17 protein-coding genes and 1 tRNA gene are annotated in these 21,562 nt (G+C 46.0%); 5 read left to right on the top strand and 13 right to left on the bottom strand.

What is annotated here, in order from left to right:
* The first annotated feature begins 96 nt into the window (after nt 1-96).
* From QUB77_RS19830 to QUB77_RS19815, 4 genes are all read left to right on the top strand, one after another.
* A complete protein-coding gene (locus QUB77_RS19830) occupies nt 97-2,400 on the top strand; it encodes a DNA phosphorothioation-associated putative methyltransferase (RefSeq protein ID WP_333176748.1) in 2,304 nt (767 codons plus the stop codon).
* Between the two features lie 62 nt (nt 2,401-2,462).
* A complete protein-coding gene (locus QUB77_RS19825; RefSeq protein WP_333176744.1) occupies nt 2,463-3,062 on the top strand; it encodes a transglutaminase family protein in 600 nt (199 codons plus the stop codon).
* A 231-nt stretch (nt 3,063-3,293) separates the two neighbouring features.
* A complete protein-coding gene (locus QUB77_RS19820) occupies nt 3,294-3,809 on the top strand; it encodes a GNAT family N-acetyltransferase (protein WP_333176742.1) in 516 nt (171 codons plus the stop codon).
* Between the two features lie 398 nt (nt 3,810-4,207).
* Nucleotides 4,208-4,732 (top strand): SMI1/KNR4 family protein, encoded by a 525-nt coding sequence (locus tag QUB77_RS19815; protein WP_333176740.1) that lies wholly within the window; start codon nt 4,208-4,210, stop codon nt 4,730-4,732.
* A gap of 186 nt (nt 4,733-4,918) precedes the next feature.
* Here the strand turns inward: QUB77_RS19815 and QUB77_RS19810 are convergent.
* Nucleotides 4,919-5,000, bottom strand: a tRNA-Leu gene (locus QUB77_RS19810).
* Between the two features lie 223 nt (nt 5,001-5,223).
* Nucleotides 5,224-5,934: a peptidoglycan-binding protein gene (locus QUB77_RS19805; protein ID WP_333176738.1), complete on the bottom strand. Its 711-nt coding sequence runs from the start codon at nt 5,932-5,934 to the stop codon at nt 5,224-5,226.
* A 45-nt stretch (nt 5,935-5,979) separates the two neighbouring features.
* On the opposite strand from QUB77_RS19805, the gene QUB77_RS19800 reads away from it, so the two are divergent.
* Entirely contained in the window at nt 5,980-6,204 is a 225-nt protein-coding gene (locus tag QUB77_RS19800; protein WP_333176735.1) for a hypothetical protein, read from the top strand.
* 464 nt (nt 6,205-6,668) lie between these two features.
* Here the strand turns inward: QUB77_RS19800 and QUB77_RS19795 are convergent, their stop codons facing one another.
* The 11 genes from QUB77_RS19795 to QUB77_RS19745 form a co-directional block, all read right to left on the bottom strand.
* Nucleotides 6,669-9,089, bottom strand: a complete 2,421-nt coding sequence (locus QUB77_RS19795) for a sucrose synthase (protein ID WP_333323332.1) — start codon at nt 9,087-9,089, stop codon at nt 6,669-6,671.
* Between the two features lie 129 nt (nt 9,090-9,218).
* Nucleotides 9,219-10,742 (bottom strand): carboxypeptidase M32, encoded by a 1,524-nt coding sequence (locus QUB77_RS19790; protein WP_333323329.1) that lies wholly within the window; start codon nt 10,740-10,742, stop codon nt 9,219-9,221.
* A gap of 79 nt (nt 10,743-10,821) precedes the next feature.
* Nucleotides 10,822-12,024, bottom strand: a complete 1,203-nt coding sequence (locus tag QUB77_RS19785) for a tetratricopeptide repeat protein (RefSeq protein ID WP_333323327.1) — start codon at nt 12,022-12,024, stop codon at nt 10,822-10,824.
* A 374-nt stretch (nt 12,025-12,398) separates the two neighbouring features.
* Nucleotides 12,399-12,740, bottom strand: coding sequence for a type II toxin-antitoxin system PemK/MazF family toxin (locus QUB77_RS19780; RefSeq protein ID WP_333323325.1), 342 nt, complete (start codon nt 12,738-12,740; stop codon nt 12,399-12,401).
* A complete protein-coding gene (locus tag QUB77_RS19775) occupies nt 12,727-13,128 on the bottom strand; it encodes a type II toxin-antitoxin system Phd/YefM family antitoxin (protein WP_333323323.1) in 402 nt (133 codons plus the stop codon). The genes QUB77_RS19780 and QUB77_RS19775 overlap by 14 nt, the downstream gene beginning before the upstream one ends.
* Nucleotides 13,129-13,274: 146 nt before the next feature.
* Nucleotides 13,275-14,174: a tetratricopeptide repeat protein gene (locus QUB77_RS19770; RefSeq protein WP_333176721.1), complete on the bottom strand. Its 900-nt coding sequence runs from the start codon at nt 14,172-14,174 to the stop codon at nt 13,275-13,277.
* 185 nt (nt 14,175-14,359) lie between these two features.
* Nucleotides 14,360-14,884, bottom strand: a complete 525-nt coding sequence (locus QUB77_RS19765) for a Uma2 family endonuclease (RefSeq protein WP_333323320.1) — start codon at nt 14,882-14,884, stop codon at nt 14,360-14,362.
* A gap of 344 nt (nt 14,885-15,228) precedes the next feature.
* Nucleotides 15,229-15,747, bottom strand: coding sequence for a Ycf51 family protein (locus QUB77_RS19760; RefSeq protein ID WP_333176716.1), 519 nt, complete (start codon nt 15,745-15,747; stop codon nt 15,229-15,231).
* Nucleotides 15,748-15,781: 34 nt separating this feature from the next.
* Nucleotides 15,782-16,843, bottom strand: coding sequence for an adenylate/guanylate cyclase domain-containing protein (locus tag QUB77_RS19755; RefSeq protein ID WP_333323318.1), 1,062 nt, complete (start codon nt 16,841-16,843; stop codon nt 15,782-15,784).
* Nucleotides 16,840-17,214 (bottom strand): response regulator, encoded by a 375-nt coding sequence (locus tag QUB77_RS19750; RefSeq protein ID WP_015177895.1) that lies wholly within the window; start codon nt 17,212-17,214, stop codon nt 16,840-16,842. The genes QUB77_RS19755 and QUB77_RS19750 overlap by 4 nt, the downstream gene beginning before the upstream one ends.
* The gene (locus tag QUB77_RS19745) at nt 17,207-20,926 is read right to left on the bottom strand and encodes a response regulator (protein ID WP_333323316.1); all 3,720 of its coding nucleotides are present in this window, start codon (nt 20,924-20,926) and stop codon (nt 17,207-17,209) included. Before QUB77_RS19745 ends, QUB77_RS19750 begins: the two co-directional genes overlap by 8 nt.
* Between the last annotated feature and the right edge of the window lie 636 nt (nt 20,927-21,562).

Below are 21,562 nucleotides of genomic sequence, written 5' to 3'. Positions count from 1 at the left end.
CCTACATATAAAAAATCTAGGAAAATTTTGTTTGTTTCTTCACTCCGTGTCCTCTGCGTTCTCTGCGGTTAATTAAAAAAAATAATTAATTTAGCTATGAATTACGATACCAGTACAAACACAATTTTAGATAGCAATTCATTAGAAAATGATGAAAAACTGCTAACGCCTATGATGATTTTTGCTCAGGAAGTTTTATTGTACGAAAACGACGCTATCTCTGAGCATGATTCTGTAAATGCTGTGCCGTACCCGCTCGATGAAATCAATAATTTATGTGTAGACAATCTCCTAGCAAAAGTGGCTCGCTGCTGTCGGGAAAGCAAGGTGGGAAAAAAATTACCGACGGCTTTTTACGTTCACGTTTCGGCTTTGCCCACACTCAACCCAGTCATCGGAATCTACGAAAATTGTGCCAGGCGCAGTCTGGAAAATATTGATGAAGCAACTTTAGTTAAAATTTCACTCCATCAACCTAAAATATCTTATCTTTTTTACCCAGATTTCGATACAGATGCTCATCCTGCTTTGCAAACCAGCATCCAGATTAATCTAGCAACAGGGGAAGTTAAATGTTTTGATTACAGCAACAGCGAAAATCCCCCGGTTTTGCACCGTAAGGAAACTTTTGTAGCTGCGAATTATCCCCATTACGAAAAGTTTTCGAGGCTGACTCGCTGCGAGGAAAAGTGGGGACTGCTTGACAATACTAGCGTTATCGGCACTCGCGAGGGTTGGCTCAAATATTTGGGATATTGCGGTGTACAAATCCAAGATCATACTGTTGTCGAGCGTTTGAAACAAGAGAATAGTGAAGTATCAATTCCTAAGATTGAGCGCCACAAAGCTGCAATGGTACGCAATTCGCTTTCTAAACCTCTGCGTCTGGTTTTAGAAGCTGATTTAGTGAGGGACGGGGCGACTTTTTTTGACTACGGTTGCGGTTACGGCGGGGATGTTAAATATATTGCACAAGAGGGTTATGCTATTTCTGGTTGGGACCCATACTATCAGCCGAATACTCCGCGAATTTGTGCTGATATTGTGAATATTGGTTATGTAATTAATGTCATTGAATCTTTGGCGGAACGCCGAGAAGCTTTGCTGAATGCTTGGGAATTAACTAAGAGTTTATTAGTTGTAGCGGCTCAGGTTTTGATTGATGATAGTGATCGAGGTCAAATTGCTTACGGGGATGGGGTGATTACTTCTCGGAATACTTTTCAGAAGTATTACGAACAAGAAGAGTTGAAGGTTTATATTGACCAAGTTTTGAATGTTGATGCAATTCCTGTGGCTTTGGGGATTTATTTTGTGTTTCGGGATGCTGCGGAGGGTGAAGGTTTTCGCGCTTCTCGGTTTCGATCGCACTTATCGACTCCCAGGGTGCGATCGCAAGTTAAGCGATTTGAGGATTATGCGGAAATGCTGGCTCCTTTGATGGCTTTTGTGAGCGATCGAGGTCGGCTTCCAGTTAAAGGCGAATTAGCGGAAGAATCGCCAATTAAGGAGGAATTTCACAGTTTTAATCGCGCTTGGAGGGTGATTTTGCAAGCAACGGATGCGGATGATTGGGAGAAAATCGCCGACAAGCGCCGCCAAGATTTGCTAGTATATCTCGCTCTCAACGGTTTGGGCGATCGGCCTTCGATGCGCCGACTCCCGGCTCAAATCCGCAATGATATCAAAGGTTTGTTTGACAATTATCAAAAAGCTTGCACTTTGGCAGATTTAATGCTATATAGTCTGAGCAAACCTGATATTGTGGCTGACTGTTGCGAAGATAGTGCGATCGGCTACAAACAGCCCGGTACTCTTTCAGTTCACGTCTCTGCATTAGAAGAACTAGACCCTTTGCTCAGGCTTTACGAAGGCTGCGCCAACCGCACAATTGGCAGACTTGACGGCGCGACAATCATCAAATTTTACGCCCGCAAGCCTCAGATTTCCTATTTATTTTATCCCGATTTTGACAGTAACCCGCATCCAGCTTTGCACACTTCTATGCACATAGATTTGCGCGACCTTTCGGTCAGCTATCAAGACTTTTCTGATGTGTATAATCCGCCAATTTTAGTTAGAAAAGAAGCTTTTGTTACTGCTAGTTATCCGCATTATGACAAGTTTGCGAAACTTACCCGCCAAGAAGAAAAGTTAGGGATTCTCGATAGGGGGGCCGTTAAGAAACATCGGGAGTGGGTGAAGTGTTTGGAGGAAAATTGCGTTAAAATTAAGGATCATAAGTTGTTTTGGCGATCGAATGCTGACCCAGAAAAGTTAAAAATGCTGCAAAAAGCTGCGTCGGAACGTCAGCAGAAAAAGATTGAGGTTAATGGGGGAAGGATTGAACAAACCGCAGAGGGCGCAGAGGGTACAGAGGATGGAAAGGTTACTGGCTAACACACTTCAAATTTGTTGGTGAGGCGTTTACAATTGAGACTATAGCGTTCCTAGCGGTTGACATGGAAGAATACTTGAAAGTGAGTGAAGTTATTGATTGGCAGCATCACGAAATTATGGAATGTGCTAAACAAATCGCATCGGGATATGAGACACCAACGGCGATAGCTAAGGCTTGCTTTGAGTGGGTACGAGATGAAATTCGTCACAGTTATGACTATCAAATGAGTCCTGTGACCTGTCGAGCTTCAGATGTACTTCAGCACAAAACAGGATATTGTTATGCGAAAAGTCACTTGCTAGCAGCGTTACTAAGAGCAAATGACATTCCAGCAGGTCTTTGCTACCAGCGGTTAAGTATTGATGACAAGGGTGCGCCGTATAGTTTGCACGGTTTCAATGCCATCCATCTACCTGAATTTGGTTGGTATCGGGTTGATGCAAGAGGTAACAAAGAAGGAGTCAACGCTCAGTTCACCCCGCCCCAAGAGCAATTAGCATTCAAGATTCAGTTTTCCGAAGAGGCAGATTTTCCAGCCATATTCTCAGAGCCGCTTCAAGTCGTTATAGAAGCATTGCAAGCACAGAAGACATGGGATGATATGCTTCGTAATCTCCCAGACATTTCGTTGGAGTCTGCCAAGAGTTATATTGTGTTATGACGGATAATAATTGTATGCCAGCCCGCTAACACGACGTTGAAGCCATAATCAGAGTCATGTCGTTTAGTTTTTGTGATATTTGTCGCCACTCAATTTAGCAGTTAAGCATCATATGAATATTTTCCAAAGTATGATTTAGAAGGAATAGTTAGGGAAACAGAGTATGATTTTAGTCAGGGTAAGCGAGGGGCGATCGAGCCAATATTACCTGGGAAAACTCGGATATCAGCTATGACAAGTTTGACGTTCAAACGTGAAGTTATGATTAATCTACGCTCCGCGACCTCCGCTGATTTGGATCTGTTACGACACTGGGATGAGCAACCTCACGTAATTTCGTCAGATCCTAACGATGAGTGGGCTTGGGAGGTGGAACTTGAGCGCGCGCCCGATGGGAGGGAGCAATTGATTGCCGAAATCGATTGTCGTCCGATCGGATTTGTCCAGATTATTGATCCGGCACGTGAGGATAGCAACTATTGGGGTGATGTCACGGCGGATCTTCGTGCAATTGATATTTGGATTGGGGAACAAACCGATTTAGGCAAAGGCTATGGAACACAAATGATGCAGCTTGCAATTGCCAGATGTTTCGCAGATCCGGCGGTGAAAGCTGTCCTCGTCGATCCGCTTGCCAATAATACTCGCGCCCACCATTTCTATGAACGTCTTGGCTTTCAATTTATCGAGTACCGAAAGTTCGGTGACGATGATTGCTTTGTTTATCGTCTGAACCGAGTAGATTGACACCATGAATTGAGAAGGCATCGCTGTAGTAGCAGTCCGTGAGAGGCACAAATCTACAAGTTTTTTTTTGAGCCGTGATTTGAGAATATTAGATGTTCCTTGACGTAATAGATTAGAAAGTTGTTGTCATAGTCGCTAAAAATTAAGCTAAATTCAGGAATGATTGAACGAACCGTAGAGGAAGCAGAGGAGGGGAAAGAAGATGGAAAAAAGGTTCTGATTGAAGCAGTTGAGCGTGGTTAGGATTGATATAATGACCTCAGCGATCGTTAGAGTCGATAAAAAGTAGCAGGGCAAAGAAAGTCAGCACCCCGGTTTAATTTTAGGCAGTTAAAACCGCTATCTCGCTTTCCTCTCAGTTCTCGCATAGATTGAGTTTCTAGCTTCGGAGGTTTCTCATGAAAATAATTTGGGAAAGAATTCATAATTGGCTGGCAGCCAATGCACATCAAGTGCTGAAAAGTCTCAGACCGGGCGCTACTGATGAGGAGATTTATCGCGCAGAAGCATTCTTTGGTGTAGATGTTCCCGAAGATTTCAAGCTGTCTTACCGCGTGCATAACGGTCAGGATGAAGAATCTTATTCCCTGTTCCCCCACTTGGAGTTCCTCTCTCTCGAAAGCGCGATCGAAATATCTGAAAAATGGCAGGATTGTTCAGACGATAATTTTAGGTGCGATCGTGAAAATATTTTTGAAGGAATCTGGAACGGTTGGTGGAACCAGAATTGGATTCCATTCACAATGGAAAGCAATGGTGCTTGCGAATGCGTAGATTTAGCCCCAGCAGCAGGCGGAAATGTTGGACAAGTCATTATTGTTGAGTGGCAGGAGCCTACTAGAGGGCTTATTGCACCTAATATTTCGCGTTTATCTGGAGACCTTTGCAGATGCACTAGAGCGAGGAGAATATTGGTTCTCTGACAATGGTTATGGGTTAGTCGTAGTTGACTTTGAAATACTCGATCGTGCAGTTGATAGTGCTCGATAGCGTCAGTCAGTCAAGTGTCAAGAATCAACGTTTATTGAGAGGGGTGAGTATGTCAAAAATAATTTGTTACTGTACAGTAACAAACCTGAAACTATTGATGTACAAAGCTGTGAGAGTAGTGCGGATAAAAGGACTTGAACCTTCACTCCTTTCGGAACCAGAACCTAAATCTGGCGCGTCTGCCAATTTCGCCATATCCGCATTTAGACATTCAATTACTCTAGCACACAACAGAGCGATCGGTCAATCGATTTTAGATTTTAGATTTTAGATTTTAGATTGAAGGAAGCGACCCACTGATAAATCCGCAGGGTGATGAGCAAATTGCTCGATCGCCCAACATCGAGAAACCCGGTCATTTTTGGACACCGGGTTCAATCATGAGTTATCGCCACAGCAATTTTCCGTATTTTTCAATTGTCACTTACTTTTGGCCGAGCGCCTTCCAGGTTGTTTCGTCCACCATGCCGTTAGCCATTAAACCCTTATACTCCTGAAAGTTCTTGACAGCCGTAGCAGTGCGAGCGCCAAAAATGCCGTCGATGGGGCCCGGATCGTAACCCTGTATTTCCAAACGCACCTGTAGCGTCTTCACCTTGGAACCGACAGCGCCTTTATTGAGAACAGTTGGAGGATTGCCGGGAACAGCAGCATTGCTCAGAATTGGAGGATTGCTCTGCACAGTTTCAGAAGCTGATGCCGGATCTGCTGCTAAAGCTGTCCAAGTTTCTTTGTCCACAATGCCATCTGCCCTCAAACCCTTAGACTGCTGAAAGGCACGAACCGCCGATGTAGTGCGAGAGCCATAGGAACCGTCGATCGTCCCCACCTTGAAACTGTGCACCTGCAAGCGCTGCTGTATGGCTGCCACTTCTGGCCCGTCAGCTCCCGCCGAGATAGTTTTTTCCTTTTTCACTGGCGCCTGCTCGCCCGCGTAAAAAGGCTTGTTAAACATATCTCCTTGGGAATTTCCTTCGGGCGATGCTGACGCACCCGGATCGGCGGGAGCCGTAAAGTCTCTGCGGTACTGTTCCTGCACCAAGGGTTCCGAGTCGAAAGCAGCAGTTGCCTTTTTGGTCAACGCGGGAACGAGCAGAGCAATCAAGCTGAAAATCGTAACAGTAGTCACACGCATAAATTTCATCCTGTTAGTGAGGTTTGACAAGGTTTCGCTGTTTTCATGTTTCTAAATCTAATTGTATTACCCGGACTGCTTTCTGAGACATATAGCAAAAGGAAGAAGGAAATTCGGCAACGGATTCGCTCCACGGATGTAACGGATGTAACGGATGTAACGGATGTCCGTCGGAAGAAGGAAGAAGGAAGAAAGCCCTTCGACGAAGCTGAACGGGTAACAAGAAGTCCGACAGAAGGGGTAATAGACCGCATTGGTTGGGGCCATTAAGAAAGTTCTAAACGTCTGGCGCGGTTGCTATATCTGCTGCAGCTTCTAGAAGTTCGGCAATGGGGACAGACGCACTCAGGATTTACGAGTTGGAAGTTACCTGTTATATCGTTTCCGGTTGCCTCGGAATAATAAAATCGAGTTGACTGTCAACAGTGAACAGTCAACAGTGAACAGTCAACAGTGAACAGTCAACAGTGAACAGTCAACATCATTCCGGTGTAACCGGAAATGATATTAGAAGTAGGGCCGGTTCGCACTATTCCTCATAAACCCGGTTGATTCCGAGATGTTTTGTTACTAAAGCCAATATTTTTCCTAGAAACCGCCTTTCTTAGCCTCATTCCTATTGTAAAAAACCTGCTATCATTCACCAATCTTTACGGGCGGGTTGTGTCAAAAGTTGAGCCATGAAAGACCAAGTTTTTCCTTTCAACCAGCCCGTAAAAACCAAAACTCGGCCGTTATCGGTTCGCGTGTTCTGCCAATAAAGCCTTCGCTTTCGGCTTGTAAATCAGATAAAACAGCGATTCTATGTAGCGGAGCATATCTTCGCGGTTTTCCTTGGAAGAGTAGTTCCAGAAACCGTAAGTCCGCGCCAGTGTCAGCAGCTTGGTAGTGTGAATTTTCCAGGTATACGTGCTGTAAACTCGGTCAATTCCTCGCGTTGAAATTTCATACCAATAGTTGGGATTGTGTTCGCATTTCGATAAAAAATCGAGAATTTTTTGGGCGGTATCCTCGTGGTTGGTCGGGTTGATATAAAACCCATTTACGCCATCTTGAATAATTTCCAGCGGACCACCAAACTGCGTCCCGAAAGTCGGAATACCGGTAATCATTGCTTCGAGAATTGTCAAGCCGAAAGCTTCAAATAATGCTGGCTGAACAAATATACCTTGGGCGTCGGCTATTACCCGGTAGATTTCGCCGGACAGGCTTTTGGATAACCTCACTCCCAACCAGCGAATTTTACCGTGAAGGTTGTATTGGTCGATAATTGCGTAGAGCTTTTTAATTTCTTCTGCTTCTTCGTAATCTTCGGTTTCTTCGACCCGCAGCTTGCCAGCTACTAGAATTAAGTTGCATTTTTGTTGCAATTCCGGGCTTTTTCCGAACAATTCTGCTAAGCCTGTCATGTTTTTAATGCGATCTAGCCGCGCCATCGAAAATAAAGGGCGCTTGTGCGGGTCGTCGAGTTTGCCAAAGACTTGTTCCGGGTCTTCTAGAGTAAACAGCAGTTCGTTGAGTCGATCGCGATCGCCTTGCACCCGGTCTTCGATCCGCGTGTAGGGAAAGTAGACACTTTCGTTAACTCCCGGCGGCACGACGTTGAATTTAGGGCTGAACAGTTCAATCCCGTTCACAACGTGGTACAAATCCGGCATCGTAAAACAATGGTAAGATTCGTACTGCCCGACACTATCGGGTTGGCCCACAATCTCTTGATAGGTGCTGCTGACAATACAATTAGCTGCATTCATGGCAATTATATCGGCCGTAAATTGCAGCGAAAAATGGTATTTTTCCTCTGATTCTTGCCAGTAGAGATTGCTGAACAAATATTTAGATTTTTCCAGCGCATGGGCAATATTGCACTGAGTAGTTTTGAGTTTTCTAGACAGCAAAAATGCTACCAAGTTCCCATCGGAATAGTTACCCACAATTAAGTCGGGCTTGCCCTGAAACTCAGCCAATAGTTCTTTTTCTGAATCGATCGCGTAAGTTTCCAAATAAGGCCAAATCTCGAATCTAGAAATCCAATTTTGAGTCAGTTTGGGATTGAACTCCCGGAAGGGAACCCGCAAAATCCAAGCATTTTCTGTGGCATGAACTTTTTCCAAACGTTCGTTGCAGCGCGTACCGTCGCTGTTAGGAATTAACCGGGTGAGAATAATTACTTTAGGTTTGACTCCTAAACTATCGAGACCGGCAAGATGAATGTCTTCTTGCAGTTGTTTCTCTAAACTCTTGGCTTGATCGAGGACATAAACTACCTGACCTCCCGTATCCGGCCGCCCCAAAACTCCTTCTTGGCCGAACCAGCCGTGAGGAGAAACTAGGACAATTTTGAAAATCATGGGGATGCGAGAAATAAATGCTTCTAGGGTTTGCGGATCGGGGGAATCAATTAATTCGTCAAGAATTCCTAGGGTTTCTTGTACGCGGGCGGCGGTATTGCCCCAACCTGCCTCGAAACCCATCAATTGCAGCACCAGTCGAAATCTTTCGTAGGGTTCTTCTTCCGAAAGATCGCTGACGAAGGTGAGGGCTTTTTTAACTTGTTCGGAAAGTTGTTCTTGGGATTTTATGCGATCGTTAATTAGTAATTGTACGCCGTTGTAGCGGTGAATTCGCAAAAAATTAAATAGACTTTCCTGCCACTGTCTGGCGTCTTGAAACAGTTTGCTGGAAAGGAATCGGTTGAGGAATTGCACTCCCTTGCCGATGTTTTTGGGGTCGCGAATTGTGGGGGAATAATCGTAAAAAGGGCCGAAATCTAGTTCGAGGATGTCGCCTTCTTGGGGGTGAAAGTGGTTGACGTAGCGATCGCGCACATCGAGCAATTCTTGGACTGTCATCTGCTCAACAGTCAAGTCGTCTGCAACTCGCACTATTTCCATACTAGCAATTTTTGGTCGCAGCAAGACGCAAAAGCTGCCATCTTCGAGAATAATTTCCTGAACGTAGTAAATCAGTTTGCTTAAAAGAGAAGATTGATGGAACTGTTCGGGCTTTTCGTATTTGGTGCAGTAGGCGGCAAAAGCGTTAACTATGTCGTTTCGCAGTAAATATTTATTCCCCAAAACCCGCAACTCGCTGGTAAACTGACGCAAGTCGGTTTTTTCTTCGCTGGCGATCACAGCCTGAAAGAGTTCAGACATACATACTCCCTTATTTAAGACTTTTGATTTCCGCTGTGAAATGAGGCGATACTCAAACAGTATCGCCCTTTATTTTAAGCGGCTACTTTTTTTGTCATTTTAAAGTCTGCAAAGTTAAGTTGCTATCCCTCAAATGACATAAAACTCCCCGTATTTGTGGCGAATGTAGCGAATAAATGGATCGATAGTTAAAGGTGAACCCGTAACACGATCGATCAATTCGACAGCAGTGTATTTGCGGCCGTGCTGGTAGATGTTTTGTTTTAGCCAGTCGTGGAGTACGGTAAAATTGCCCCTTTCTATTTCTACGGGAATTTCAGGATTGATTTTTACTGCTGTTTCGTAGAATTGGGCGCTCATCAAGTTGCCGAGGGTGTAACCTTGGAACATTCCGCCGATCGTACCAACATACCAGTGAACATCTTGCATCGCGCCTTCACTGTCGGTGGGGGGGACAACGCCGAGGTCAGTTCTATAACGTTCGTTCCAGGCTTCGGGGAGGTCTCGCACTGCTAGTTTTCCTTCTACCATTGCCAATTCCAGGTCAAAGCGGATGGCGACGTGGAGGTTGTAGGTTACTTCGTCGGCGTCGGTGCGGATGAGCGATCGCGAGACTTTGTTAATTGCCCGGTAAAATGCGTCAGTGGATACGTGTCCCAACTGTCGCAAAAATATGCCTTGGAGTTGCGGGTAAAAACATTCCCAAAAACCGCGGCTGCGCCCGACCAAATTTTCCCAAAGTCGCGACTGACTTTCGTGCACGCCGGAGGAAATGCCGCCTGCAAGCAGCGTGCCTTCAAATTCCGGGGAATTTCCGAGTTCGTAGAGGGCGTGTCCGGCTTCGTGGATGCTGCTGAACAGTGCTTGATCCAAGTGGTCTTCATAGACGCGGGTGGTAATTCGCACGTCGTCTATGGAGAAATTGGTCATGAACGGGTGCAGGGTGGTGTCTTGCCGTCCCCGTTGGAAGTCGAACCCCATGCGTTCTACAACTTTGCGAGTGAATTCTAGTTGTTGCAATTCGGGGAAGTCTTGGTGCAAGCAGGAGTCGTCGGCGGGAGGCTGCGAGGTGATGGCTTCGACTATCGGCACTAATTCTTGACGCAGCTTGGCGAAAAGCGGGCGCAGTAGAGATACTTTCATGCCGTAGTCGCTACGATCGATCAAAGGATCGGCGATGTGTTCGTAGCCAGGGAAAAAGTCAGCGTATTGCCTGCTTAATTCTAGGGTTTTTTCGAGATACGGCTCGACGGCTGCGAAGTTGTTCGCTGCCCTGGCTGCTGCCCAAGCTTCGTAGCTGTCGGCTTGGTGGCGGCAGAGTGCTGACATGAAGGTTGCGGGGACTCTGGAGGCGCGATCGTAGTCTCTGCGGGCTATGCGGATCAGGCTGGCTGCGGTGGAGTCGTAGGGGAGGGTTTGTTCATAGAAACGCAAGTCTTCTAGGAGTTCACCTATTTTTGGATCTGTAAATTTTTCGTGGGATATTTGTTTGAGAGTAGCCAACTGGCGGCCTCTGGCATTTGCACCTTTGGCCGGCATATAAGTTGATTGATCCCAATGCAGCAGCGACGAGGCTGATTCGATGTCGTTAACTTCTCTGAGGTGGGCTGCCAGTTGAGCGAATTTTGCTTGAGTTTTGTCTAGGGTTTGCATGATTGGGGTTTATGGTGCTGTTTTGCCTACAAAGGTTGCAGTGCGGCATCCGTCTCCATCAATCATAGCTACCCTGAAATCAAGCTAAAAACCGCACTTCTTCCCGTATTGTACGCAATTTAGAGTCATTTTTGCACAATTTCCGGTATTTATGCGGATTGAGTTCGATCGCCTTGGATAAGTTTTCGATCGCCAGCCGGATGCTGGTGGCTACAAGTTCGGGGCTGTTTGTGAGCTCGCCTGCTTGTTTTTCCAGGGCGTACACGCAAGCTTTTTGATAGTACAGGTTGGGCTCGTCGGGTTTGAGTGCGATGATTTTATCGTAGGAGGCGATCGCGTCGGTAAATCGTTGAATTTTTTTGAGGGCGATGGCGCGGTTGTACCAGGCTTCGATGTTGTCTGGCTGCAACTCTAGGGTTTTGTCCCAAGAGGCTATTGCTTCTTCAAAGCGCTGTAAGTTGGCGAAGGCTAAGCCGCGGTTGTAAAAGGTTTCGCTGTCGTTGGGCTTGAGTGCGAGGCCTTTGTCCCAGGATGCGATCGCTTCTTCAAATTCTCCCATTTGGGCGATCGCCGTGCCGCGTTTGTTCCAGGCTTCGGCGGAATTCGGCCGCAGTTGCAGGGTTTTGTCGTAGGAGGCGACGGCTTCCGGGTAGAGTTTTTCATCGGCTAGGGCTAAGCCGCGGTTGTACCAGGCTTGATGCAAGTCGGGTTTGAGTTCGATCGCTTTGTCGAAGGAGGCGATCGCCGCTGTATTTTGGTCGGATTTTCTCAGGGCAAATGCTTTGTTGTACCAAGCTTCGCAGTAGTCTGGTTTGATGGCTATGGCTTTGTCGTAGGAGTCGATCGCTTCTGACAATTTTTCTAAGCTGACGAGGCTGTTGCCGCGGTTCGTCCAAGCTTCCGGGTAGCTGGGGTTGAGTGCGATCGCCTTTTCGTAGGATGCGATCGCTTCTGAGAGTCTGTTGAGCTTCCGCAAAACGTTGGCGCGATTATACCACGCTTCGGGATTGTTGGGTTTGATTTGTAGGGATTTGTTGTAGGCTGCGATCGCTTCTTCTAGCTGGCCCATTTTTTTGAGGGCTACGCCTTGGTTGTACCAGGCTTCATAAAATTTTGGTTCAAGTTCGATCGCTTCTTCCCAAGATTCGATCGCAGCTTGGAATCGTCCCATTGCTTCTAGGGCGTTGCCGCGATCGTAAAATGTTTGAGCCTTTTGGGTGTTGACTGCTATGGATTTTTCCCCTGAGTCGATCGGCTTTTCTATGCTGGCTAATTTTTGCAAGGGGTTTCACCTCTTTATTTTCTGTCTAATTGATTCTTTTCTTTTTTATATGCGATCTTTTTCGCCTGTGAGTGCTTTCGATCGCGACTCTTTGGTTATTTAGGGCAATTTTACAGGAATTTGGGAGCTTTTTCAATTTTTTTCATTATAATTCTAGAGCTGGGATTTGTAGGTATAGATTAATACTATTTTTTTCTATGACTGCGTATAAAAGAGGAAAGGGCGATCGTACTGAGGTGTGACAAACCTCATCCAATATCTAACAGAACTTACACATCCACCCTATTTGTAGTGCATTGTGGCCCTTATTGCTACGGGTAGTGTAAAAATTTAAAAGTTGCATAAGTCCTGATATAAGTTTCACCTATCGGCGATCACTGACTTAGCAAATTGTAGAGCTTTTCAGCAATTTGATCCTGTGTATCTGATGACAATTCACCTAACTCACGCTGAACAACCACTGTAGAAACAGTTACCAGTTGATGCAGCCTGATAGTAGATGGCACCCGCAGCCCTGAAGCCTGAAAGTCGAGATGAGAAGCATCTAATACGATATCTGTTTCCAGTAGATTTGTTGGCAAGCGACTTGTAATATAAGCAAGAATAACATGACGCCGCGCTCCCAAAGGGTTAGTCAAACAAGCTGCTGGACGCAGTTTGTTTGCCGATAAATCATCATAGGGAAACGCTACTAGGAAAATCTTACCCTTCGTCATGGAATGGTTTACCGTCAGCTATGGTATAAATGTCTTCTTCGGGGTCTAGGATCGAACCAAAATGAGGCTCGATTGCTACTGTTTTAATCCATTCAGGGTCGTGGAATGGCAAGCCATCAGCTAAAGTGTAGATATCTTCCGCTGAGTCTCTCAGAGAATCAAAAGCCCGATTGCGGATCGCAGCTTTTAGCCATTCATATTCTTCTAGTTTTGCTTTGTTAATTAGGGCAGCTTCTAGGGCTTCCAGTCGCTTCAGGTCTGCATAAGTAATGATAGCAGCGATCGCCCTTCCTTCCTGTTCTATGACAATTCGTTCTCCAGTATCCTCGACATGGGCGATGAGTTCGGGAAATCTGTCATTGGTTAGATTGACATTTAGTTGACTCATCTTTTACCTCGCTATTAATTCTCCTATTATATCGTGTCCATTAGCTTCGTTGAAAAGTGTTTTTGATGCTATAGCGGCGGGTTTTACCAACAATAATTGCCTAAAACCAACAATCTCATAAACCCGCCCCGCCCAAGGGCAAATCCCTATTCTTGAATCAAGGCTTGAAACCGAGTATGCGATCGAATGCTGTCAAAAACTGAGTCAGTTTTTGCCAGTTCTCGGTATTCGTCAGGATTCATATTGATGGCTTGCTGCAAATTCTGAATCGCTTGGTCAATCTGACTCTGTAAGGCATAGCAGCAAGCTTTATTATAAAATGCTGCGTGATAATCTGGTTTGATTTCTAAGGCTTTGTCGTAGTCGGCGATAGCTTCTGAAAATCTGCCTAAATTACCCAGTGCAACGCCCCGATTGTGCCAGGCTTCGTGATAATTTGGTTTGAACTCTAAGGCTTTGTCGTAGTCGGCTATCGCTTCTGAAAATCTGCCTAAATAAACCAGTGCATTGCCCCGATTGTTCCAGGCTTCGTGATAATTTGGTTTGAACTCTAAGGCTTTGTCGTAGGATGCTACCTCCTCTTCAAATCTGCCTAAATCATCCAGTGCAATGCCCCGATTGTACCAGGATTCGTGTTTAGCTGGTTTGATTTCTAAGGCTTTGTCGTAGTCGGCTATGGCTTCTGAAAATCTGCCTAAATTAAGCAGTGCATTGCCCCGATTATGCCATGCCTCGTGATAAGTTGGTTTGATTTCTAAGGCTTTGTCGTAGTCGGCTATCGCTTCTGAAAATCTGCCTAAATTAACCAGTGCAACGCCCCGATAGTTCCTGGCTTCGTGATAATTTGGTTTGATTTCTAAAGCTTTTTCGTAGGAGGCTATAGCCTCTGTATATTCTTGAGCAGATTCATATGATACACCTTGTAAAAAAAACAATTCGGCTTTTTGTTCGGGCGTTTGTCCATCAAGATTAATCAAAATTTGAATGATCGCCAGTTCCGGGTTTTGTTGGGCATTTAAAGTTTGTTTGTTTTCGATATTCATCATTTATTCCTCTTCATCAAACTTTCATTTTTCCAAGTATAACCGTAGGGTGCATCATGGAGAAATCCTTGAGTAAGTGGTTAAAATATTCGACTATGACGCACCTTACAATTACTATTTTATCAGGTGCCCTGCTATGAGATTGTCGAAATTTAGTTAAGAATTTTTCATGGCGACACACTCTACTGCTAAGCTAATAATAGCCGATCCGCCGTCAGCACTAATTCTGGAAAAGTGGGTGAAACAATTTGTTCGTTATCTTTAAACTGAGTGTCCTGATATTTGCCTTCATTATTTAGCGAAAAAACAAATACCGTCGGAATTTTCGGGTTTCCCAAATACTCTCTTTTTCCAATTGCTAAATAATCAATAATCCAGTATTCAGCAATGCCCAAGCGTTCATATTCATCTAGCTTATCAACATAATCATCTTCCCAATTAGTTGATACTACCTCGACAGCTAACTGAATCGGCGATTCCAGTGCGGCATAAGCTTTGCGTTCAGCACGCCACCAAGTGCGATCGATAACACTGACATCAGGAACTCGCCCTTGTTCCGTACCTTCTTTTGTGGTAGTTTTGATGGTGAGACCTCGTTTTACTACATAGTTGAGTTTCAGGCGATAGATATCTTGATAAAAGTGTCTGTCTGTAAATTCACCAATATCATCATGATTTGTGGTAATTGCTATTTTGACAATCTCTCCATTCACCAATTCTTAAAGACTATCTTCCGGGAAAATGGCAAGAAATTCGTTAAAATTAAATTTTTGTTGGGTGGTTGCAAACATTTTTTAAATAATCCCTAAAGTTGCAGCCATATCATCCGGTTCTGCGTTACCAGGCTTTGCTTGGAAACGATTAGTTTCTTAGTCTCGCGTTGCGCGGAATTTGTTTGTGTAGTAGCGATTCCCAATTATTTTTCAGCATTTACGCACTACGACCAAAGAAACCGGGTTTTTTACCGAATCTGCGGGTTACAACGAATAATTTTGGTAAAAAACCCGGTTTCTGAACTCCTATGCGTAAGTCCTAAGAATGCTGCTGCACCCTATTTTTAAGCTTGATATTTTTTCAGAATGGCAACTTTTTCGGGGAAGATTTCGATCGCCATTTTGTCATCATCACGAGTCGCCAGCGATCGCCTCACTTCGCCCAAAAACAGCGGCTGCGACAGCCCTGGTTCAGGATGTACAACTGTACGAACCCGGATTGTCATGTAGTCTCTACCCCGCCCAGAGCGCCCTGGAGAGTACAAATCCGCAGCCGCTTGCCGCATCGTTGCTTCTAATTCCGATTCGGTGATCGTAGGTGGCACAGTAACTACTGTTTGAGCGCCGCCTGTATCGTAAACTAAAGAATAGCGAACCGCACCCGGAATTTCTGTACGGGAAAACAGTCCCAAACCCAGACCGAATATACTCGCAGCAATCACGCCCATAAAGCTTGTCACTCCTACCAATCGGAAGCGAAAACCCCATTTGAAGATAAATGCTATAACTGTTAGAATAGCTAAAGCTACTGTCAGAATTCCCGCCCATTGGGCGTACATTAAAAGGTTAGAATTTACGCTCATTTGTCAATTTGGTAATTGGTCATTTGGTCATTTGTCATGAGGCGTTTCGGGCCACAAGCAGATAAGTCATCATATCGCCTTTCCCCTTCACTGGAATCACGCCGCGCTCCTCAAAAACGTACTTACCCCGCAGGCGTTCGTAGGTAGCAACTGTCACCTGAATGCTGCCGGGGACGCCTTGAGATTCCATCCGGGAAGCTGTATTTACCGTATCTCCCCACAAATCGTAAGTAAATTTTTTAGTACCGATTACCCCAGCTTCTACCGGACCTGTGTGGATGCCAATGCGAATGTTGAGCGGCTGACCTCCCTTGGTACGAATCTTAGTCATTGCTGCTTGAATTTCCAGCGCCATTTCGGCGATCGACTCGGCGTGGTCGTCGCTGGGCGTCGGCAAACCGCCAACCACCATATAAGCATCGCCGATCGTCTTAATTTTCTCAAGTCCGTAGCGCTCGGCCAACTCGTCAAAAGCCGAAAAAATCTCGTTGAGCAACTCCACCAATTGGGCCGGCGATAAATGAGACGAAAGCTTAGTAAAACCGACCAAATCGGCAAACATCACTGTTACCTCAGCGAAACTGTCTGCGATCGTAATTTCCCCGTGTTTCAGGCGCTGCGCGATCGCCTTCGGTAAAATATTTAACAGCAAACGCTCGGACTTTTCCTTTTCCTGAGCCAACTCATGTAAATACGCCTGTTCCTTATCCCGCAGTCGCTTCTTTTCCAAACAAGCGCTAATCCGAGCCTTGAGCAATACCGGATTGAACGGTTTAGAAAGATAATCCTCCGCCCCCAACTCTATACACCGGACAATACTGTCGATATCGTCCACCGCCGAAATCATAATCACCGGGATGTAGCGCAAATTCTCGTCCGCCTTCAGACTTTCGAGCACTTGATAGCCGTTCATTTGCGGCATCATAATGTCGAGGAGAACCAAATCAAAAGGCTCTGTTCGCAACATTTCCAGAGCTTGCAGACCATCTTCAGCAACAGTCACCAAATGGCCTTGACGCTGAAGTCGGCGGGCCAGCAAATCGCGGTTTACCTCATTGTCGTCAACAACCAGCACGCTGCCCTCATCACCTTTCATGTCAGGGCCTCTTTGAGAAGCGTTTCAATTTTACCTAAAAGTCGGGGAAACTCCACCGGTTTGGTGTCGTAGTCATTGCAGCCGGCGGCCAGACACTTTTCACGATCGCCCGCCATTGCGTGAGCCGTCAGCGCAATCACCGGAATCCTGCTAGTTTCAGGAGCCGCCTTAATTTGCTGCGTTGCTTGCCACCCGTCGAGAACCGGCAAACTCATATCCATCAGAATCAAATCCGGTACTTTCGCGAGCGCCATCGACACTCCCTCAGCACCGTCAACAGCAATAAAGACCTCGTGTCCCTTGCGGGCCAGACGCCTAGAAAGCATATCCCTGTTCATTTCGTTATCTTCGACCAACAGGATTTTAGCCATTGGTGTTCTCCTTGCCTTTCGAGTCGTACCTGCGATCGAACCTGTCATTGACTATAGAGCGAACATCGCGCAACAAAGTATCGCAACTGTAGACTCCCTTTTGTAGCACCCGCTCCACGTAGCCGTTTAGTTGCTGGCTTTCGGCCGGTGTCAAGTTTTTCCCCGTGATCACAACAATCGGTATAGGATCTTCCGAATGGGATTTGCGAAGTTCACCGATCAACTCAAAACCATCCATTTCTGGCAACATCAAATCCAGTAATATCAGGTGCGGGCGAGCAACTTTTAGCCGATCGAGAGCAGCGCGTCCGCTGTCAGCTTCCGTTACTGCCCAGCCTTGTGTTTCTAGTACGCATCGCAGTATTTCGCGCGTGGCAACGTCATCTTCCACAATTAGAATCTGACAGGTCAAATTGTTACTTGCAACGCCGTCTTGGTCGCGTCGGTACTTGTTCAACAAGGCAGCCAGCCGTTTGCCGTCCACTGGTTTGGTGAGGTAGTCCGAGGCACCCAATGCAAAGCCGAGGCTTTTGTTGCCCACAAAGGATAGCAGGATTACGGGAATTTCGGCAAGGTCAGGATCGGCCTTCAGCGCTGAGAGTACCGCCCAGCCGTCCATTCCGGGCATGATCACGTCCAGGGTAATGGCGTCTGGCCGTAGTTGCTTAGCGAGCCGGAGAGCTTGCTCGCCACTGCCGGCGACTTCTATGTGCAGTCCTTGGCGACTGAGGGTGCGCTGAATTAAATCCCGCGATATTGGGTCGTCGTCCACTACCAGCACCGTGCCCACAGCGGGGGCGTGCGGAGGGCTAGTGCTGTCGTGGACTTTGTTGGGGATTTCCGGCTGTTTGATCGCTTTGGGCAAGAGCACGGTGAAAGTGGTGCCTGCGCCCAAGGTGCTGCTGACCTCAATGCTGCCGCCCATCATCTGACAGAAGCGCTGGCTGATTGCTAGTCCCAAACCGGTGCCACCATACTCGCGGGTAGTCGAGGCATCCGCTTGGGTGAAAGGTTGGAAAACTCGCTCCAATTGCTCTTGTGTCATGCCGATGCCGGTGTCGGCGACGCGGAAACTTAAAAATTCGGAGTTGGAAATTAAAATTTGGGAAGATTCCTCTTGATTTTTCATTTTTAATTGTTCATTTTCAATTCTTTCCACTCCGATCGCAATTCTCCCGTTTTTTGTGAACTTGGCAGCGTTGCTGAGCAAGTTAAGCAGCACTTGCCGCACTTTTGTCATGTCCGCGTGCATGGTGTCGAGGTTGTCTGGACAGTACACTTCTAGGGTATTACCGTTTTTCTCGACCAGTGGCCTGGCCGTGGCAACAGCACTTTCAATTAAGTTATGGATGTCGAAGCTTTCTAGGTAGAGATCCATTCGGCCTGCTTCAATTTTAGAAATATCTAGGATGTCGTCAATCAGGGACAGCAGATGTTTGCCGGCGCTGCAGATTTTTTCTAGGTCGGGGACGGATTCGCAACTCCCCAATTCTTCGGCTTCTTCTTGAAGCATTTCGCTGTAGCCGATGATGGCGTTGAGTGGTGTGCGAAGTTCGTGGCTCATGTTGGCGAGAAATGTGCTTTTTGCCCGGTTTGCTGATTCTGCTGCTTCTAGGGCCAACTGCATGGCGGATTCTGCCTGTTTGCGATCGGTGATGTCTTGGACTGTGCCTTCGTAGTACAAAACGCTGCCGTTTTCGTCGCAGATGCTGCGCGCGTTTTCGGAAATCCAAATCGTGCTACCGTCTCGGCGGTATACTTGGGATTCAAATTTTGACACTTGGTGGCGCGCGCGCAATTGGGCCATAAACTCGGCGCGCCGATTGGGGTTAACGTAAAATTGACAGTTTATATCGGTGAGTTCGGCAAGCATTTGGGTACAGGATTCGTAGCCGTAAATTCTAGCTAGTGCGCGATTGCCGCTGAGGTAGTGCCCGGTCGGCGTTGTCTGGAATATTCCTTCGACTGCGTTTTCAAAGATGCTGCGGTATTTTGTTTCTGATTGTCTCAATGCTGCTTCTGCTCGCTTGCGCTCTAGGACATTGGCGAGCATTTCTCCTACCATTTTTAGCTGTGTGGATATTTCGGTTGCTCGACTTGCTGTTTGCTTTAAGCCATCGAATCCGAGAAATCCTACTAGGTTTTTACTACAAATTAGGGGAATAATTATCAGCGATTGAATATTTCTTAGCTGTTTTTTAAATTGTAAATTATTGAGGGAAGCGCCAATCGAAGGTATTGAGGTCGTTTCTGTTTGATTGACTGTTTGGGATGGGGAGTCTGTATGGAATTCGGTTGAATTTTGATCGATAAAATACGCTATTTCGGCGATTGCTGGGGGCGGGAGTTCGCCGATTTCTGGAATATAAAGGCATTCCGCGCGATCGAGTTTTTCTGCGATCCAAGGGATTTGTGCGATGTCTATTTGTTTGTCGGTGCTGTCTTTGACTGCCAAAATGCTTTCGCCGCACCACTCGTAGGTTTTGTCGGCGCGGGTTTTGTCTTCTGATAACAGGTAGATGTAACTGCGGTCAAACCCGCTCAAGGTGGCTATCGCTTCCAGGGTTTGAGCGATGCCTTTGTCTATTTCTGATAAGGGCTGGGTGATGAAATGGGTTGACAAACCGGCAATCAACTGAGCGAATTCTATTCGATACTGCAAAGATTGTTCTAGTTTTTTGAGTTCGGTAACGTCTCGAAAGCTCCAGACTCTACCGACTGTTTTCGCTCCTACTTTTGATGGCAACGAATTTAATTCAAGAATTTTTCCGTCTTTAAATTCTAATAATTCGCTGATTTGAGTATCTGAATCTGCCGACACTTTAATCACGTTTTCGAGAAATCTTTGCGGGTATTTTAATTGTTCCCTGTCGAAGGGGAATCCTGTTTTGAGCGTATTTTTGAGTGTGCCCAAGGTCGATCGGCTCAACTTTCCTTGGCTGGCGGACAAACCCCACATCTCTAGAAATTTCTGATTATAATTACATATATTGCCGTTTCTGTCAACCGCCAGAATTCCTGCATCTGTAGATTTTAGAACTGCTTGCAGTATCGAGAGCGATTGCTTGTGTTCTCTAATCTCAAAAATGTCAAAAAACACCAAAACTGATATTTCGCTGCCCTCAACTGCGGGATGGAAAAAATAGGAAACGGGTAAAATCTTGCCGTCGCGACACAAAAACTCGTCGTCCCAGTTGTTGCAAGGTTGACTGGAAGCGATCGCCTCTTGTAAATCTAGTGTAGGTGCGATCGGCCTATCTTCACTCTTGCTGGGCGACTGTTTCGGAGCCGTCAAAACTTGGGATTTGTTGCCTTTCTTTTGCTTCCCGATGCGATCTAGCAGGGAAACGCCTGCAAGTTCCGATTCTCGCCACCCCAGCAAGCGTTCTGCCTCTGCATTCACCGAGATTACACAGCCCTTCGCGTCAAGGATACACAATCCCGCCCCCAAACTGTTGACACTCGCCCGCAGTCGATCGAATTCTGAAGCGGTTGGAGAGTCTTGAGGGGACTGGGGCGAGTCAGTTAAATCCTTTAATGCCACCGTCTCCAAGTTACAACAATCTTCCTGCTGAAGTTCTTGTTGACTCTGAACTCGGTCATAGCTACAACTTACCTGCTCTAATAAAAGCTGCCACTGCTCAGCAGTGGGAGGAGGAGACTCGCCGACTAAACCCAGGTGTTCGAGTTGGCGCTGGAGGTGGGGGTGCATATTTTCTGGCGCTTTGTAGGCAACTTTCTACAGTATATCTTTTTAATTAATAGTATATATACGTAGGTATACCGTTAGGGGACAACTACGCGATCGAAGTCTATCACAGGTTTTATTGATAAGCCGAGGGATCATGTCTCCTCTCCCACATCTTTCAAACTGCGCTAATTCTATTAATTCTCAGAACTTTTAAGGCTTGTCAACCAATTAATCCTCTGAATGTCGGCAGCACGCTCAAAAATAATAATATCATCTTATCAAGTCAATACTCAGGAAAGTTTTGGTAACGATACTACACGCTTACGCGGGGCAACGAGCATAAAAAAATCGAATTAAATGCAAGCCACGGGTGGAGATGAGATTGATTTAATTATCCACAGTCGATCAAAGTCGGGAGCATCTCATATTTGTAAAAACTATTTGTAAAAATACTTCTTCTGGCTCCTTCCTTCTTCCTTCTTCCTCTTTTCTCCTGGCTCCTGACTCCTGACTCCTGACTCCAATTTTGGGCTTTGCTGCTTTCATTGAGATGATCCCATCAAAGTCAAGCGATAATCAGCCAGTGGGTCATAGAAAAACTGTTCGGAGTATTAATCAAGTGACCTTAGCCTCAAAAACTAGGTGGCAGCCAAAAAA

The sequence above is a fragment of the Microcoleus sp. AT9b-C3 genome (assembly GCF_036705485.1).
In the GTDB taxonomy this organism is placed as follows: Bacteria; Cyanobacteriota; Cyanobacteriia; order Cyanobacteriales; family Microcoleaceae; genus Microcoleus.
The sequence above is the reverse complement of the archived record's forward strand: the minus strand, read 5'-3'. Positions and strand labels throughout refer to the sequence as shown.